The sequence below is a fragment of the Methylobacterium frigidaeris genome, from assembly GCF_022179185.1.
Lineage (GTDB): Bacteria > Pseudomonadota > Alphaproteobacteria > Rhizobiales > Beijerinckiaceae > Methylobacterium > Methylobacterium frigidaeris.
The window spans coordinates 156,202-172,673 of record NZ_BPQJ01000002.1 but is presented as its reverse complement, the minus strand read 5'-3'; the positions used below and the strand labels follow the sequence as shown (position 1 = coordinate 172,673).

Annotated in this window: 16 protein-coding genes; 2 read left to right on the top strand and 14 right to left on the bottom strand. The window is 71.5% G+C overall.

Features of this window, described 5'->3' with window-relative positions:
* Nucleotides 1–7: 7 nt before the first annotated feature.
* From MFF64_RS02710 to metX, 14 genes are all read right to left on the bottom strand, one after another.
* The gene (locus tag MFF64_RS02710; protein ID WP_238189466.1) at nucleotides 8–670 is read right to left on the bottom strand and encodes a cytochrome c oxidase subunit 3; all 663 of its coding nucleotides are present in this window, start codon (nucleotides 668–670) and stop codon (nucleotides 8–10) included.
* Entirely contained in the window at nucleotides 667–2,343 is a 1,677-nt protein-coding gene (locus tag MFF64_RS02705) for a cytochrome c oxidase subunit I (protein ID WP_099903288.1), read from the bottom strand. Before MFF64_RS02705 ends, MFF64_RS02710 begins: the two co-directional genes overlap by 4 nt.
* Nucleotides 2,340–3,308, bottom strand: coding sequence for a cytochrome c oxidase subunit II (coxB, locus tag MFF64_RS02700; RefSeq protein ID WP_099903285.1), 969 nt, complete (start codon nucleotides 3,306–3,308; stop codon nucleotides 2,340–2,342). The genes MFF64_RS02705 and coxB overlap by 4 nt, the downstream gene beginning before the upstream one ends.
* Complete coding sequence (locus tag MFF64_RS02695) at nucleotides 3,305–3,802, bottom strand: hypothetical protein (RefSeq protein ID WP_238189463.1); 498 nt, start codon at nucleotides 3,800–3,802, stop codon at nucleotides 3,305–3,307. The genes coxB and MFF64_RS02695 overlap by 4 nt, the downstream gene beginning before the upstream one ends.
* Nucleotides 3,799–4,857, bottom strand: a complete 1,059-nt coding sequence (locus MFF64_RS02690; RefSeq protein WP_099903773.1) for a hypothetical protein — start codon at nucleotides 4,855–4,857, stop codon at nucleotides 3,799–3,801. Before MFF64_RS02690 ends, MFF64_RS02695 begins: the two co-directional genes overlap by 4 nt.
* Nucleotides 4,854–5,423: a c-type cytochrome gene (locus MFF64_RS02685; RefSeq protein ID WP_238189461.1), complete on the bottom strand. Its 570-nt coding sequence runs from the start codon at nucleotides 5,421–5,423 to the stop codon at nucleotides 4,854–4,856. The genes MFF64_RS02690 and MFF64_RS02685 overlap by 4 nt, the downstream gene beginning before the upstream one ends.
* A complete protein-coding gene (locus MFF64_RS02680; protein WP_238189459.1) occupies nucleotides 5,420–7,411 on the bottom strand; it encodes a quinol:electron acceptor oxidoreductase subunit ActD in 1,992 nt (663 codons plus the stop codon). Before MFF64_RS02680 ends, MFF64_RS02685 begins: the two co-directional genes overlap by 4 nt.
* Complete coding sequence (locus tag MFF64_RS02675; RefSeq protein ID WP_238189457.1) at nucleotides 7,408–10,398, bottom strand: TAT-variant-translocated molybdopterin oxidoreductase; 2,991 nt, start codon at nucleotides 10,396–10,398, stop codon at nucleotides 7,408–7,410. Before MFF64_RS02675 ends, MFF64_RS02680 begins: the two co-directional genes overlap by 4 nt.
* Nucleotides 10,395–11,054 (bottom strand): cytochrome c3 family protein, encoded by a 660-nt coding sequence (locus MFF64_RS02670; RefSeq protein WP_099905031.1) that lies wholly within the window; start codon nucleotides 11,052–11,054, stop codon nucleotides 10,395–10,397. The genes MFF64_RS02675 and MFF64_RS02670 overlap by 4 nt, the downstream gene beginning before the upstream one ends.
* A 228-nt stretch (nucleotides 11,055–11,282) precedes the next feature.
* The gene (locus tag MFF64_RS02665) at nucleotides 11,283–11,741 is read right to left on the bottom strand and encodes a GNAT family N-acetyltransferase (RefSeq protein WP_099905033.1); all 459 of its coding nucleotides are present in this window, start codon (nucleotides 11,739–11,741) and stop codon (nucleotides 11,283–11,285) included.
* 41 nt (nucleotides 11,742–11,782) lie between these two features.
* Nucleotides 11,783–12,427: a PRC-barrel domain-containing protein gene (locus MFF64_RS02660; protein WP_099905035.1), complete on the bottom strand. Its 645-nt coding sequence runs from the start codon at nucleotides 12,425–12,427 to the stop codon at nucleotides 11,783–11,785.
* Between the two features lie 58 nt (nucleotides 12,428–12,485).
* Nucleotides 12,486–12,845: a hypothetical protein gene (locus MFF64_RS02655; RefSeq protein ID WP_165795790.1), complete on the bottom strand. Its 360-nt coding sequence runs from the start codon at nucleotides 12,843–12,845 to the stop codon at nucleotides 12,486–12,488.
* Between the two features lie 19 nt (nucleotides 12,846–12,864).
* The gene (gene metW, locus MFF64_RS02650) at nucleotides 12,865–13,521 is read right to left on the bottom strand and encodes a methionine biosynthesis protein MetW (RefSeq protein ID WP_099905037.1); all 657 of its coding nucleotides are present in this window, start codon (nucleotides 13,519–13,521) and stop codon (nucleotides 12,865–12,867) included.
* Nucleotides 13,518–14,690, bottom strand: coding sequence for a homoserine O-acetyltransferase MetX (gene metX / locus MFF64_RS02645; RefSeq protein WP_099905039.1), 1,173 nt, complete (start codon nucleotides 14,688–14,690; stop codon nucleotides 13,518–13,520). The genes metW and metX overlap by 4 nt, the downstream gene beginning before the upstream one ends.
* A 262-nt stretch (nucleotides 14,691–14,952) precedes the next feature.
* Between metX and MFF64_RS02640 the strand changes: the two genes are divergently transcribed.
* Complete coding sequence (locus MFF64_RS02640) at nucleotides 14,953–15,795, top strand: chorismate mutase (protein WP_238189454.1); 843 nt, start codon at nucleotides 14,953–14,955, stop codon at nucleotides 15,793–15,795.
* Nucleotides 15,796–16,021: 226 nt separating this feature from the next.
* Complete coding sequence (locus MFF64_RS02635; protein ID WP_238189452.1) at nucleotides 16,022–16,444, top strand: UCP034077 family protein; 423 nt, start codon at nucleotides 16,022–16,024, stop codon at nucleotides 16,442–16,444.
* Nucleotides 16,445–16,472: the final 28 nt, after the last annotated feature.

Here is a 16,472-nt window from a genome sequence, read left to right as displayed (position 1 = left end):
CGGTCTCCTACCGGTTGAGCACGTAGAGGGTCGGGAAGGCCAGGATCCAGATCAGGTCGATGAAGTGCCAGTAGAGGCCGAAGATCTCGATCCGATTCTGGTGGCGGCTCAGGAAGCCCGGCCGGCCCGCCTGCCAGGTCATCACCAGGAGGATGGTGATGCCGGTGAGAAGGTGCAGGCCGTGGAGCGAGGTCGCGACGTAGTACAGGTTCACGAACAGCCGCGAGGGCGGCGAGTCCTTCAGCTCGTAGGGCCGGTCGGACAGGAACGGCATCATGTGTTCCTGGTAGTCGGCGTAGTACTCGTAGCCCTTGAGCAACAGGAACAGCGTGCCGAGCGCGGCGGTGGCGAGCATGAACCGCACCATGCCGCGCTGCCAGCCGAGGCGTGAGAGCTGGATCGCCCCCGACATGGTCAGGCTCGAGCCGATCAGCACCACGGTGTTGACCGCGCCGATCCAGAACTTGAGGTGGCGCGCGGCCTCCTGGATCGCCTCCGGATGGAGCAGGCGCAGGATGAGCGCCGTGAGGAAGAGCCCGGCGAAGAGCAGGAGCTCGGTCAGCAGCCAGGCCCACATCCCGAGCACCGCGGCGCGCTTCTGCTGCTCCACCGTGGCGAAGTGCGAGACGAGCTTGACGCCCACGGCCCCGTCGGTCGCTCCCGCGCTCACGAGTGCTGCCTCCCGGTCTCGCGGGCCTGAATCGGGTAGTCGTAGGGGATCTTCGGCGCCTGCGGCTCGGTGACGAAGTTGTGGGCCGGCGGCGGCGAGGCCACGGTCCATTCGAGTCCGCGGGCGTCCCAGGGGTTCGCCGGCGCCCGCTTCCCGAGCCAGATCGAGTAGACGAGGTAGACCATCGGGAAGATGTAGCCGACCGCCAGGATGGTCGAGCCCGCCGAGGACAGGATGTTGAGGAACTGGAATTCCGGCGGATAGACATGGTAGCGCCGCGGCATCCCGAGATAGCCGAGGATGAATTGCGGGAAGAAGGTGACGTTGAAGCCGATGAAGATCAGGAAGGCGGAGATCCGGCCCCAGGCCTCGATGTACATTCTTCCAGTGATCTTCGGCCACCAGAAATGCAGGCCGCCGAGGAAGGCCAGCACCGTGCCGCCGACCATGATGTAGTGGAAATGCGCCACGACGAAGTAGGTGGCGTGGACGTGCTGGTTGATGGCGAGCGTGGCGAGGTAGAGCCCGGTGAGGCCGCCGAGCACGAACAGCCCGATATAGCCCATGGCGTAGAGCATCGGCGTGTCGAGCTTGAGCGAGCCTTTATGGATCGTCGCGGTCCAGTTATAGACCTTGACGGCGGAGGGCACCGCCACCGCGAAGCTGAGCACCGAGAACGCCACGCTGGCGAAATCGCTCTGCCCGTTCACGAACATGTGGTGGCCCCAGACGAAGAAGGTCACCGAGGCGAGCCCGATCGCCGCGTAGGCGACGAACTTGTAGCCGAAGAGCTTCTTCTGCGCGAAGGCCGGGACGATCTCGGAGATCACTCCCATGCCCGGCAGGACCATGATGTAGACCGCCGGGTGCGAGTAGAACCAGAACAGGTGCTGGAATAGCACCGGATCGCCGCCGTAGGCCGGATCGAACACCCCGATATGGAAGGCCCGCTCGGCGATGAGCAGGATCAGCGCCACGGTGATGACCGGGGTGGCGAGGAGGAAGATCAGGCTGGTGGCGTAGTGGGTCCAGACGAAGATCGGCAGCCGGAACCAGGTCATGCCCGGCGCCCGCATCGTGTGGATCGTCACCACGAAGTTGAGGCCGGTCAGGATCGACGAGAAGCCGACGATCGTCACGCCGATCAGCGCCGGCACCACCCAGGTATTCGAGAAGGCGGTGGAGAGGGGCGTATAGAAGGTCCAGCCGGTATCGACGCCGCCCAGGACCACGCTCGCCAGCGTGAAGAGCGCCCCGGTCATGAACACGTACCAGGAGGCCAGGTTCAGCTTCGGAAAGGCGAGGTCCCGCGCGCCGATCATCAGCGGGATCAGGAAGTTGCCGAAGGTGGCGGGAATGCTCGGGATCAGGAAGAACCAAACCATCACGACCCCGTGGATCGTGAACAGCTTGTTGTAGGTGTCGTTGGTGAAGACCTGCCCGTCCGGCACCACCAGCGCCAGCCGCACCAGCCCCGCCGTCACCGCCCCGATGACGAAGAAGGCCGTGATGCTGGCCAGATACAGAAGCGCGATGCGCTTGTGGTCGGTGGTGAAGAACCACGAGCGCAGGGTGTGCTCGGCGTGCAGGTAATCGGCCCCGTGGCCGAGGCGGGAATCCGGGGTGTGGGGGTCGCGCAGGACCGGCCCGTCGGTGATGGTGCCGCTCGTCATGGGGAGGCTTCCTGCTGCGCCGTCGCGCGTCCGCTCTTCAGGTAGGCGACGAGACGGTCGAGGTCGTCGGTCGGGATCACGTTGCGGAAGGCCGGCATGACCTGCTTGTAGTCGGCGGCGAGCTTCTGCCGGTTCGGGTTGAGGATCTTGTCGCGCAGGTAGGTCTCGTCGGCCGTGACCGTGCGTCCGTCGGCGAGCTTGACCTCGCGCCCGTAGAGGCCGGCGAGCGAGGGCGCCCGCACCGTGGCGCCGGGATCGTGGCAGGTGCCGCAGCCGTAGGATTCGTAGACCGCGCGTCCCGCCCCGGCCTGGCCGCCCTGCTGCGCGCCGGCCTTCTCCAGCCAGGCGGCGTAATCGGCCTGGGTCATCAGGGTCAGGGTTCCGTCCATCTTCGAGTGGTCGGTGCCGCAATATTCCGAGCAGTAGAGCCGATAGCTGCCGGTGCGGTCGGCCTTGAACCACATCTCGGTGTAGCGGTCCGGCAGCGTCGCCATCTGCATTCGCAGGGCCGGCAGGTAGAGGTTGTGGATCACGTCCTGGCTGATCATCCGGATCTTGATCGGCTGGCCGATCGGCAGGTGCAGGTCGTTGATCTCGGATTGGCCGGTGGGATGCTGGAACTTCCACATCCATTGCCGGCCGATCGCCTCGACCACCATGGCGTCGCCGGGCACCTGCTTCGAGATGAAGAACAGCCGGGCGCCCCAGACGAAGAAGATCAGGGTGAGCAGAAACGGAATCAGCATCCAGCTGATCTCGATGAGCACGCTGCGGGTGTTGCCGTGGCTGCGGTCGGCCTCCTCGCCCTGGCGATAGCGGATCGCGAACCACGTGATGGCGACGAAGACCGGCACCGTCAGCAGCAGGGTCAGGACCGTGAAGGCGAGGATCAGCCAGTCGGTCTCGACCGCGGTGCTGGAGGCGGCCGGCGGCCAGAGCTGGAGCGCGAGGTCGGTGGGGTTCATCGCACGGGGGCTCCGCCGGGGGGCGGGACAGGATCGAGGGAGTGGCCGGCGATCAGGCGCATCGCGCGCTCGACCGGGATGCGGGCGCGGCCGTCGGGCAGGGGAGCGTAGGTGGTGAGCGCGGCCCGGTCGCGCGCCTCCTGGCGGGCGAGGTCCTCGTAAGGAGCCCCCTGGAGGTTGGGCGGCGGCGGCTGCACCGTCGCCGTCTGCTGCGGCGTCAGCGGCGGGGTATCGCCCACGTGCCAGGCGCCGAACAGGTGCATCATCAGCCCCACCGCCGTGATCGCGGCGGCGACGGAGGCGGCCAGCCCCGCCACCACGAAGGCGGTGCGGCGGACATCGACGTCCTCCTCCTCGAAGCCCTCCGGGTTGTGCGGGCCGTGATCGGGCTCGGCGGGGACGGCGGGTGTGAGCCCGGAGAGGCGCAGGAGACCCGCCGCCGCGATGGCGGAGAGCAGGGCGAGGGGGCCGGGCCTGGTGATGCCGTCGCTCACGACGCGCCCCCTCGCAGGCGGCGATCGACCGGGCCGTAGAGGCCGCCGGCGACGCCCACGACCCCGATCAGCGCGAGGGCGTCGGCCCAGGTGAAGCGGAAGGCGCCGCGGAAGCCCGGCGTGACCAGCCAGAACATCTCGGCCCCGTGGAGCAGCAGGATCAGCAGGGCGATGCCGGCCAGCAGCGCCGGCCGGCCGGCATTGCGGCGCGGCACCAGGACGAGGGTCGCGAGCACCATCACGCCGATCCCGGCCCAGAGACCGAGGCGGCCGAGCGCCCCGTCGCGGGCGAGATACCAGCGCGCCTCCTCGGGGAGGTTCGCCGACCACACGGTGAGGTACTGCGCCGCGTGGACGAAGCCCCAGATCGCCAGCAGCACCAGGATCGGGTCGGCGAAGGCGGCGGCGGTGCGCTGGTCACGGCCCGGCCGGCCGGAGGAATCGCGCGCCGCGATCAGGGCCGCCGCCGAGAGGGCGAGGCCGGCCTGGATCGTCATCATCAGGAGGCCGAAGGCCGTGGAGGCGAGGCCGGGATCGGCCGATTGGACCCAATCCTCCGCCGCCAGCGTCCCGGTGATCGCGTAGAGGATCAGGCCGAGGACGGCTCGGCTCCGCCTCTGCGTCGCCGCCGGGCTGCCGGGCTCGGCGGCCGGGCGCCGGAAGGTGCTGGCGAACCAGAGCCAGATTGCGAGATAGGCGAGGCTGCGCAGGATGAAGAAGACCGGGGTGAACCACACGGCCGCGAACGGCGTGCGCGGGGGAGCGCCGCGGTCCCAGGGATAGAGGCCGCCGAGGCTGAGCAGCACCGGCAGCAGCAGGAGGCCGGCGATCGGCAGCAGGCCGAGCAGGCGGCGCAAGGAAGCGGCCATGGGTCCCGCGGCGAATCCGGCCAGTTCGAGCCCCATCAGCAGCGGCAGGGCGCCGACCGGCAGCGCCACCAGGACCAGCCAGGCGGCGAGGTAGGACGGCATCACCGGACTGCCGGAGGCGCCGGCCAGCGCGCAGACCGCGAGCGCCGCCACGCCGAGGGCGAGGGAGATCGGGCGGCGGCTCATCGCGTGTCCCCCGGGGTGGGCCGGCGTGAAACGGCCGCGACGGCGTCCCGATCCTCCGCCGGCAGGCTCGCCAGCGTCGCGCCCTGGCTCAACTGGAGTGCGCGGATGTAAGCGACGATGGCCCAGCGGTCGGCCGGCGGCACCTGCGCGGCGTAAGGCAGCATGTTGCCTTTGCCGTTGCTGATGACGTCGTAGAGGTGTTGCGCGGGTGCGGCGCGCAGGCGGGCCTCGTCGAAGGCGGGCGGACGCGGGTAGCCGCGCTGCACGATCAGCCCGTCGCCGTGGCCGGCGCCGCCGTGGCAGGGTGTGCAGAACACGTCGTAGCGCTCCTGCCCCCGCGCCAGCAGGGCGTGGCTCGCGGAGGCCGGCTGCGGCACCGGCCGATCGGGGCTCTTGCGCGCCACGGTGCCGGGGGCCGGCAGGCGCATCGTCTGTCCCTGCGGGAAGAACGGGTTGCTGTCCCAGGTCTTGGATTTGGGCTGGCTCACCATGTTGGCCTGGTCGCAGGCGGCGAGGGCCAAGGGAAGCACGAGCGCCAAGGGAATCCGGAGAGCGAGGCGCCTCACAGCGGTACCCTCCGGACCATCAGGGGCCGGCCGTCGGGCAGCCGCGCCAGGGCCTGCTCGATCCGGGCCGGGTCGAAGCGGGGCCCCGCCGCCTCCAGGGCGAGGAAGAAGCGGTCCTCGCTGGCTTTGGTGAAGCCCGGAATCGCGAAGGCCGGGTGGTTGAGCCGCGGCAGGCGGTTCTGGAAAAGCAGCGCCAGCACCGTCGTCAGCCCGCCGCAGAGCGTGCCGAACGACATGCTCGGCACCAGGAAGGCCTGCCAGGAGAAAAGCGGCCGCCCGCCGACATCGAACACGTAGTCGAAGCCGGTGGCGTAGAGGCACATCGCCATGAAGGCGGTGCCGCCGGCAAGGGCCGCCCCGAGGGCGAGGAACTGCAGGATCCCGGCCGGGCGCCCGAGGATATCGGCGGCCCGGCGCATCGGCACCGGGCCGTAGGTCTCGATCCGGGCGCCGAGATCGCGCTCCTTCATGGCCTTCACCGCGGCGGCCAGGGCGCCGGCATCGTCGAACTCGGCGCTGATGCCCCAGAGCCGCGCCTCCGCGGTCTCGGCGAGGGTCGGCGCCCGCTCGCCGCTCGGCCGCCCGTCCGGGTGTCTCTCGGCGAAGCGCCGGGTCTCGGTGATCGAGACCATCGGCAGGGTGCGAAGCCCCAGGAGCAGCAGGGCGAGGAAGAGGCCGATGCTGCCTGCGAGCGTCGCGAGGCCCCAGGCGCCCATGCTGTAGGGATGCGCCGAGGAGGGCAGGAAATCGTGGCTCAAGGTCACGATCAACAGCATGAAATGGTCGCCGAAGCTGCCGATGGCCGCCGCCACGCCGACCAGAGCCACGACGAGGCCGGAGCGGCGGAAGGGGGCGAACCAGAAGAGCTGCACCGGCAGCAGGGCGAAGACCACGATGATCCAGAACGCCCAGGCATGCGACCCGGAGAGGCGGCGCACCAGCACCGCCCGGTCGTAGGCATCGCCGTGCAGGAGGCTGGAAAAGATCTCGGTGGCGTAGCAATAGGCCGAGGCGAGACCCAAGGCCAGCATCAGGCGGGCCATCAGGGCGATGTGCCGCTCGGTGATCAGCGCCTCGAGGCCGAGCGCCCGGCGCACCAGGACCGTGAGCGCCGCGGTGACCCCGACGCCCGAGAGCAGCGACGCGGCGAGGAAGGTCACCGGCAGGAGCGTGTCGTGCCAGCCCGGCAGGACGGTGCCGGCGAGCATCACCGAGGCCCCGGTCTGGAGCGAGACGACGAGGACGAGGGCGAGCGCCGAGAGGGTGCGGGTGGCGAGCAGCCAGCGCTCCCAGTGGGTCGACGCCCCGCGCCAGCCGAGCGCCAGGATGCCGTAGACCTGCGCCTTCAGGAGCGTCAGCCGCCGGCTGCGGCCGCGCTCCTCCGCTTCCGTCAGGACCGCCTCGAAGGCGCGGTCGCGCAACGAGGCGAGATCGGGCAGCAGCCCGACATACCACAGGCCGAGGCAGACCCCGAGGAAGCTGATGATGTCGACCGCGTCCCAGACCAGCGGCGAGCGGAATTGCGGCCACAGCGCCAGGGTGTTGGGGTAGGGCAGGGTCCAGTAGAACACCCAGGGGCGCCCGAGATGGATGATCGGGTAGAGGGCGGCCGCCGCCGCGGCCAGGATCGCGGTGGTCTCGGCGATGCGGTCGATGCCGGAGCGCCAGGCGGCGCCAGTGAGACGTAAGGAGGCGGAGGTGAGGAGCGCTCCGCAGGCGATGCCGATCCACCAGTCGTAGGCGACGATGTCGAGCGCCCAGACGACCGGGTTGTTGTTGTGCCAGATGCCGACGCCGTTGAGGAGCAGCCAGGCCAGGGTGACGGCGAAGACGCCGAGGAGCCCGCACGCCGCCGCGAAGGCGATCCACCACGCCCGCGAGCGGGTATGGGCCGAGGCGCCGGTAACGGCGCGGCCGATCGAGGCGAAGTCCTCGCGGGCGCCCAGAAGGCCGGCCCGTGCCGGCAGGGGCGTGACGGTGCCGCTCACGGGGCGCTCCCAGGCTTCACGGAGGAATCCTTGACGGCGGCGTCCTCGACCAGCCGGGCGAGGTAGGTGGTGCGGGGCCTGGTGTTCAGCTCGGCGAGCAGCCCGTAATTGCGCGGATCGGCGGTGGCCGCCGCGACCCGGCTGCCGGAGTCGCGCAGATCCCCGAAGGTGATGGCCCGGGTCGGGCAGGCGCCCTGGCAGGCGGTTTCGACCGCGCCGTCGGGGATCGGGGCGTGGTCGCCCTTCGTCGAATCGATCCGCCCTGCTGCGATGCGCTGGACGCAGTAGGTGCATTTCTCCATCACGCCGCGGGCCCGGACCGTGACCTCCGGGTTGCGCTGCTGCTGCTGCACCGGCGCCATGTCGCCGGAATAGTCGAGGTAGTTGAAGCGCCGGACCTTGTACGGGCAGTAGCTGGAGCAGGCCCTCGTGCCGACGCAGCGGTTGTAGACCATGAGGTTCAGGCCCTCGCGGTCGTGGACGGTCGCCTCCACCGGGCAGCCGACCTCGCAGGGTGCCTGCTCGCAATGCATGCAGGGCACCGGCATGAAGTGGGTCTTCGGGTCGTCGAGTTCGCCCTCGTAGTAGCGGTCGATCCGGAGCCAGTGCAGCCAGCGCCCGAGCGCCACCTCCTCCTTGCCGACGACCGGGATGTTGTTCTCGGATTGGCAGGCGGTGACGCAGGCGTTGCAGCCGATGCAGGCATCGAGGTCGATCACCATGCCCCAGGCACGCTCATCGGCGTAGCGCCCGCCGGGCGAGGTCGGGGCCGGGGGATAGAGCGAGGGCAGCGCCTCGCGGGAGGCGACCGGCGCGGTGCTTCCCACCGCCTGCACCCGCACGAGATCGTGCCCCTCCATGGTGCCGTGATTCTGGGTCGTGACGGGCGGCGCCCGGCGGCCGGTCTTCGCCAGCATCGCCTCGGCGAGGCGCCAGGGCGTGGCGCTGGCGCGCAAGGGAGAGGCGTCGTAGCCGAGCCCGTCAGCGAGTTGCTCGGGAATCCGGCGGCCGTAGCCGAGGGAGACCGTGACGGCATCGTCGGCCTGGCCCGGCTGGATCCAGACCGGCCCCTCGATCCGCCGCCCCTCGGCTTCGAGGGTGACGACGTCGCCCTGGCGCAGCTCCTCGCGCTCGGCGAGGGCCGGGCTCACCGCGATCACGTTGCCCCACACCACCTTGGTCAGCGGCTTCGGGAGCTCCTGAAGCCAGGCGAGGTTCGCCAGGCTCCCGCCCCAGACCGTCGCGTCGGGCCGGAACAGCACCTCGACCCGCCGGGCCGGGCCGGCCGGCGAGGGCGCGGGGCGGGCCGGGGCCGCGGCGGCCGGCAGGGTCGAGCCGACGGTCTCCGGCGGGAGGGCGGTGTCCGCGAGGAAGCCCGCCTGCAGGAACGCCTCGCGCCGGGTCGTCCACGCGGCGTCGTCCTCGCCGGGCCGGCGCCAATGGGCGTCGAGGAGGGCGGCGCCGTCCTTCGCCTCCGAATCGGTGATGACCGACAGGATCTCCGGCACCGAGCGGCCGTCATAGAGCGGGCGGATCGTCGGCTGGATCAGCGTCACCGTCCCGTCGAGGGAGCGGGCGTCGCCCCAGGCCTCCAGTGGGTGGGCCAGCGGCAGGTTCCAGTCGCAGTGGAAGGCGGTCTCGTCCTGGTAGAGCCCGGCATGGATCTTGAGCGGCACGCGGGCGAGGGCGTCGAGGAAGCCGAGGTCGCCGGGCGCGTCGTAGACCGGGTTGACGTCGAGCATCACCAGGACCTGCGCCTCGCCCCGGCGCATCGCCTCCGTGAGGGCCGACAGGGGCTCAGGCTCGAGGACCGGCACCGGCGCGGTGTGGAACACCGTGCGGCCGGTATTGCCGAGGGCCGCGTTGAGGCGGTGGACCTGCGCCTGCAGCTCCGGCCCGGCCTGGGCGCCCGCGAGGACGAGGCCGCTGCCGCGTGCCGCGTTCAGCGCCGCGAAGGCCTTTTGGCGCCACGCGGCGGCCGGGCCGCTGCGATCCTCCGCCGTGCCGCCCCCGGCCTCGGCGAGGAGATCCCGCACGAGCCTGTCCAGGCCGTCCGAGCCGATGGCGAGGGGAGCGTCGGCCTTGGCCGAGGTGAGGTTCGGGCTCGGGCCGGCATGGTGCAGGGCGAGGAGGCGCCCCTCCGCCGCGGCCCTGCGGCGGGCCTCGATCCAGTCCCGCGCCTGGCCGATCTGGCCGGGCCCGGGATCGAGCGCGTCGCCGTCGAGCGAGACGACGACCCGCGCCTGATCGAAGCGCCAGCGGGTCTCGAGCGCACGGCCATGGGCGAGGCGGGTGCCCTCGTAGAGCGCGTCGCGCCCGACCGGCGCCGAGACGTGCCAGCGCAGGCCTGGGAAGTCCCGGCGCATCGCGGCGATCTGGGCTGCGAGCGAGGGCGAGGTCACCGGACCGGTGAGGAGGTGAAGGCCGCGCCCGCCGTCGCTCGCCCTCAGCGCCGCGAAGCGCCCGGTCATCGCGGCGCGAAACGCCTGCCAGGAACTCGGCCGGCCGAGATGCTGCGGCGTCTGGAGCCGGAACGGATCGTAGAGACCGAGCACCGATCCTTGCGCGAAAACGTCGGTGCCGCCGCGGCTCCAGGGATGCTCGGCATTGCCCTCGATCTTGAGCGGCCGGCCGTTGCGGGTGGTGACGGTGATGCCGTTGGCGAACCCGTCGATCAACGCCGCCGAGGCGTAGGCGAGCGGCGCCCCCGGCACGATCCGCTCGGGCTGGCGGACGTAAGGCACCTCCTGCGTTCGCCCGTCCGGCTGGCCGCAGGCGGCGAGCCCGCTCATCGCGAAGGAGGCGGCCATCAGCTTGAGGAAGCCGCGCCGGTCCGGCGACGCGGCGAGGCGGGCGGCGGCCGGATACTCCGTGTCGAGGAAGGCCCGGAACTCGGGCGAATCCGCCACCGCGTCGAGGCTGCGCCAGAAGGCCGGGCCGTCGCCGCCGGCGAGGCGGGCGCGAAGGTGAGCGATGTCCCCGCTCATCGGTGGCAGATCCCGCATTCGGTCAGCCGCTCGCCGCCGCGGATGTGGTACTGGCGCACCAGTTCCGGCCCGAGCGTGGCCTGGTTCGCCGGCGGGCTCCAGGACATGTTGAGGATCTGGTCCTTCGGCCGCACGTATTTCTCGGGGTTGCGGTGGCAGTCGAGGCAGAAGCTCATCTCGAAGGCGTTGGCCCGGTAGGTGAGCTGCATGTCGGTGACGCTGCCGTGGCAGGTCGAGCAGCCGATGCCGTTGGTCACGTGGACCGCATGGTTGTAGTAGACGTAGCCCGGCAGCTTGTTCAGGCGGGTCCAGACCAGGGGCTGGTCCTTGGCGTAGCTCGCCCGCACCGGTTCCAGCATCTCGGAGCCGGACCAGATCTGGCTGTGGCAGGTCATGCAGGTATGGGTCGGCGGGATGCCGGCGGTGGCCTGGGTCTCGACCGTGGTGTGGCAGTAGCGGCAGTCGATCTTCAGCTCGCCCGCATGGTGCTTGTGGCTGAACGGCACCGGCTGGGCCGGCGCCACCCCGACGCCCGTGACGTAGGAGGAGCGCACCAGGCCCGCCCCCACCACCGGCAGCGCCGCGAGGCAGGCCGCACCGGCGAGGAGGGCGAGGCGCAGGAGAGCGTCGGCGCCCGGCGCGAAGAGCTGGCGCACGGGCTCAGGCCCCGTCCCGGAGGTGCATCGGGCACCCGGGATCGGGGCACCCATGATTCAAGGCGGAGGTCACGCTCTGCACGCCGTCCTCATCATGCCGCAGCCGAGTTCGGAACAATGCCAGGCTAGGTGGCGCAGCGTCCGGTCTCGGCCAGAGGCCGCCGGTGCGAGAACGGCCGAATGTCACAGTCGAGTCCGCAAGGACGGGCGGCGTCGCGCCCGCCCGCCTCACGCAGAGGCAGCCACCTCCCGCATCATCAGGGTCGCGCCGGCGCCGTAGCCGGAAGGCGGCGCCTCGAGGATCGGCCGGAAGCCGTGGCGGTGCCAGAAGCCGGCGGCATTGCCGACCGCGACCAGCACCATCGCGGGCAGGCCGCGCCGCCGGGCCTCGTCCCGCATGAGGCCGACGAGCTCGGCCGCGCCGCCGCGCCCGCGCGCCTCGGGGAGCAGGGCGACGTCGTGAATGCACCAGGCGCCCGCCGGCTCCGGCAGGAAGCCCAGGAGAGTGTCGAGTTCTGGCACCGACCTTGCGAACCACGGATGGCCGACGGCGTAGCCCAGCAGGTCTCCGTCGGCCGTCAGCGCGAAGCAGCCCTCCGGGCACAGGCGCAGGCGCTCGGCCATCACCGCGTCGTCCTCCGGGTAACCCGGGTGGATGCGGGCGGCGATGGCCGAGGCGCCAGCCAAGTCCGACGCCCGCAGCGGGCGCCAGCGGAGGCTCGCAGCGCTCAGCGGGCGACCTCGTACTTGAAGGCCGGTGCGGCCTGGAGCTGCGCCTTGGTTAGCCGCACCTCGGCCTCCCTCACCGTGCCGCCGGGCCCCGTCGCCAGCACCGTGGCGCGGCCGCGGGGCTCGGGCGCCGCGACCGAGCCGGTGGCGTCGTCGACGGTGCCGCTGCGCCTGGCCGGCACGGCGGCGAGCGCCTGGTCGGTCACCTTGGCGCCCGGCATGGTCTCCGGGCCGGCGGTGCTCGCGGCGGCGTCGCTGGGCGCGCGCTCGGGCGTGGTGTGGGACGGCGGGGCCTCGGCGGCGGCGGCGCCGGTGTTCCAGGCCAGCTTGTCGAAGGGGACCGCCACGGATTTCTGGCCGATGCCGAGGAAGCCGCCGACGCCGATCACCACCGCCCGCACCCGTCCGTCCTCGGTCAGCAGCACGTCCTCGATCTCGCCGACCCGGACGTGGTCCATGCCGATCACCGTCACGCCGACGAGCTTCGAGGCCCGCATGAAGCCTGGCTCAGGCCGGGTCAGGAAGCCCGCCGCCGGATCGGGAGCGGCCGGCTGCTGGGCGAGGGCGGGCGCGGCCGAGAGCAGGGCGGCGAGCGGCAGGGCGCCGAGGAGGGCGCGCCAGGGAGCGGTCAAGGGAGCGGTCATGTCGGGTCTCCGGACGGTGCGGGCTTCAAGGGCCTCAACGGGGCCGGAGCGCCACGGTTCACCAGCGCAGGCGGTCCATGAGCCCGCCGGCCGCCGCCCGCGCCGAGCCCGCCGCGCCGAGCGCCCAGTCCCTCGCCCGGGCGACGACGCCGCGCGTGGCGCGGGCCCGCGCCTCGGCCTCCTGCGCGGCCAGCATGGCGTGGACGTAGGCGTCCTCCTGCGGCTTGCAGGCGGCGAGCGCCGCCCGCTGCGCCGCCCGCCGCTCCATCCCGAGGGGCTGTCCGGTGAAGGCCTGCCGCACGCAAGCGTGCCAGCGGGTCTCGAGGGCCGCGAGGTCGGCCTCCTCGGCCACGGCCGATCCACAGGCGAAGGCCAGGAGGAGGGGCGTGACGCCGGAGATGCGGCGAGGCGCGATCATCGCGGCGGCGTGGGACCGCTCACCCCCGTCGCAGGAGGAACACCCCCTGCGTGCCGACGAGGTTCCACACCCACCAGGGCAGGGCGAAGCGCATCGGGTGGCCCGACGCATCGAGGGCCGAGGCGCGCTCGATCCGGGCGCCGACGAGGCGGCAGAGGCCGACGAAGTCGCGGATGGTGCAGTGGTGGATGTTGGGGGTCTCGTACCAGGGATCGGGCAGGGTGTCGGTCACCGGCATCCGCCCGCGCAGCAGCAGCTCGCTGCGCACCCGCCAATGGCCGAAATTCGGGAACGACACGATCGCCCGCCGGCCGATCCGCAGCAGGTGCTCCAGCACCACCTTGGGCTGGCGCGTCGCCTGGATCGTCTGCGACAGGATCACGTAATCGAAGGCGTCGTCCGGATAGGCGGCGAGATCGGTGTCGGCGTCGCCCTGGATCACCGGCAGGCCGTGGGCGAGGCAGGCATTGACACCCTCGCGCGACAATTCGATGCCGCGGCCGTCGACGCCGCGCCGGTCGCGCAGGAGCGCGAGCAGCGAGCCGTCGCCGCAGCCGACGTCGAGCACCCGCGATCCGGGCTCGACGAGGTTGAGCATCACCAGGTGGTCGATGCGGGTGGAGCCGGTGGCGTCCTGGGGCAGGCCCGCCGGGGCGAGGGAGGCGGTCGCGCTCACAGGCCGCGCTCCCGGGCCGCGGCTGCGATGAAGCCCTTGGCCGCCGAGACCATCGCGGGCTCGTCGAGCAGGAAGGCGTCGTGGCCCTTGTCGCTCTCCACCTCGACGAAGGCGACCGGAGCCGCCGCGGCGTTGAGCGCGTGGACGATCGCCCGCGAATCGGCGGTCGGAAACAGCCAGTCGGAGGTGAAGGACATGATGCAGAACCGCGTCCGCGTGCCCCGGAAGGCGTTGGCGAGCACGCCGCCATGGTCGGCGGCGAGGTCGAAATAGTCCATCGCCCGGGTGAGGTAGAGATAGGCGTTGGCGTCGAAGCGCTCGACGAAGGTGATGCCCTGGTGGCGCAGGTAGCTCTCGATCTGGAAGTCGGCGTCGAACGAGAAGGTCGGGGCGTCCCGGTCCTGCAGGCGGCGGCCGAACTTGCGGTGGAGCGCCGGCTCCGACAGGTAGGTGATGTGCGCGCCCATCCGGGCGACGCCGAGGCCCTTGGCGGGCCGCGTGCCGACATCGAGGTAGCGCCCGCCGTGCCAGTTCGGGTCGGCGAGGATCGCCTGCCTTCCGACCTCGTGGAAGGCGATGTTCTGGGCCGAGTGGCGCGCGCCCGTGGCGATCGGCATCGCGGCGAAGACCCGCTCGGGGTAGCTCGCCGCCCATTGCAGCACCTGCATCCCGCCCATCGAGCCGCCGATACAGAGGAACAGGTCCTTGATGCCGAGCCGGTCGAGCAGCATCGCCTGGCCCCGCACCATGTCGCGGATGGTGACGAGCGGGAAGTCGAGGCCGTAGGCGCGGCCTGTCGCCGGGTTGAGCGAGGCAGGTCCCGTCGTGCCCATGCAGGAGCCGACCACGTTGGCGCAGATCACGAAGTAGCGGTCGGTGTCGACCGGCTTGCCGGGCCCGACCAGGCGGTCCCACCAGCCGGACTTGCCGGTCACCGGATGGGTGTTGGCGAAATGCTGGTCGCCGGTGAGCGCGTGGCAGACCAGCACCGCGTTGCTGCGCGCCGCGTTGAGCGTGCCCGCCGTCTGGTAGGCGATCTGCCAGGGCGCCAGATCCACGCCCGCATCCATCGCCAGGGCTGCGTCCGCCTCGAACCGAGCGACGGGGCTCGTCGGCTCGACCGCCTGGGAGGCAGTCTCGGGGCCGGGCTTCAGGAGTGGTGTGGCCATGCTTCTCACGGGGCTGTCGCCGGATGGCGGGCTTGACGAGGCGTTGGCTGGGAAAAAACCGGAGACGATTCGTTCTCCAAACCGGACCGGTCGTTAAAGCGTCCAAAAATTCCGCTTCGACGGACGAGAGAGGTAGGGCTTCGCTGTCGCGTCGTCAATCGACAGAAGGGCATTCTCTCGGAGGCTCGCGCGACGGCGGCCCTGGCCCGCGGGCGCAGCCGGTCGTAAGACGGACTTTTCCGCCGCTGCCTCACGGGACGCCATGACGTCGACCCCGCCCGCCGACCTCGCCGCCCTCCGGGCCGACATCGACCGCATCGATTCCGCCATGCACGACCTCCTGATGGAGCGCGGCCGGATCATCGACCGGCTGATCGCCGTCAAGAAGACCTCGGCCTCCGGCTCCGCCTTTCGGCCCGGCCGCGAGGCCTCGATGATGCGGGCGATCGCCGAGCGCCATACCGGTCTCCTGCCCCTCGACACGGTGGAGGGGATCTGGCGGGTCATCATCGCCACCTTCACCTACGTGCAGGCGCCGTTCGCCGTCCATGCCGACGTCTCGGGCGGCGATGCGCCGATGCGCGATTCGGCCCGGTTCCATTTCGGCTTCACGGTGCCGTACCGGCCGCATCCGAGCGCCGCCGCCGTGATCGCCGCGGTGGCCGCCTCGCGCGGCGATCTCGGGGTCTTCCGCCTCGACCAGGGGGTGACGGCCGGGGCGTGGTGGCGCCTGCTCGCGGGTCCGGGCCGCCCGAAGGTGATCGCCCGGCTGCCCTTTATCGAGCGGCCCGGCCACCCGGCCGGCACCCCGGTCTTCTGCATCGCCAAGCCCCTCGACGATCCGAGCGCGGCCCAGCGCGACTGGGTGCTCTACGCCGCCCGGTTCGAGCGCTGGCGCGACGAGGCGGCGGAGGCGGTGGCCGAGCTGGGTGGCGAGGTGGTGGCGAGCGCCGGTCTCGGCGGAGGATTGAGCCAGCTCCTGGCGCTGCCTGGGAGCGTGAGCCCCGAGGAGGCGCGGGCAGCCCTCACCGAGGCGAGTGCGGCGCCGGGGGCCTTCGAGGAGATCGGCAGCCACGCGGCGCGGTTCCGCGTGGGGGCGGAGTAGGCGAGGCTCCGGATCACCGATCGGGCGGTCCAGCCGCGATGCGCGGACGGGATGCGCCCGTCCTGTCGCCGGATGCCCGGTCGAACGATGCTCTGGCTCCCGACCGCCGCCTGTGCGTCGGGGACCATCGGCGTGCTTGCGAGGAAATGGCAGTTGACGGCGTGATCCGGTCCGTCGTCAACTCTCCGAAAGCATGGCGTGTACTTGATTGGGGGCGAAGAGCGAGATGCGCGTCCCGATGATCGCAGCGGCAGGCATCGTGCTGAGCATGGGATCGGCCCGTGCCGTCGAAGGCATTCATTCGTGGGCCGAAATCCGCGCCGCCTTCGTCAAGTGCTGGACGGTGCCGCGCGGCACGGAGGGATCCGTCGTCGCCTTCCAGTTTCTCTTCGCGCCCGATGGTGGACTGCGAGGTCCGCCCCGCGTGCTCGCCAGGGTCCTGAAGGGCGACGAGCCGGCGAAGCGCGCGTACGAGGCGGCTGCCTACGCCGCGCTCGATCGATGCCTGCCCTTCAAGATCACGCCCGCCTTCAAGATGGTCATGGGCGAGACGCTGGTCCTGCTGCGCTTCGTCAACACGCCGCGCGAGCCGGCGCTGAACCTCGGATCGAGCATGACGATCTTCGCCGCCGAGGCGAAGCCGGAATGAGGAGCACCGCCCGATCGGTCGGATCGGG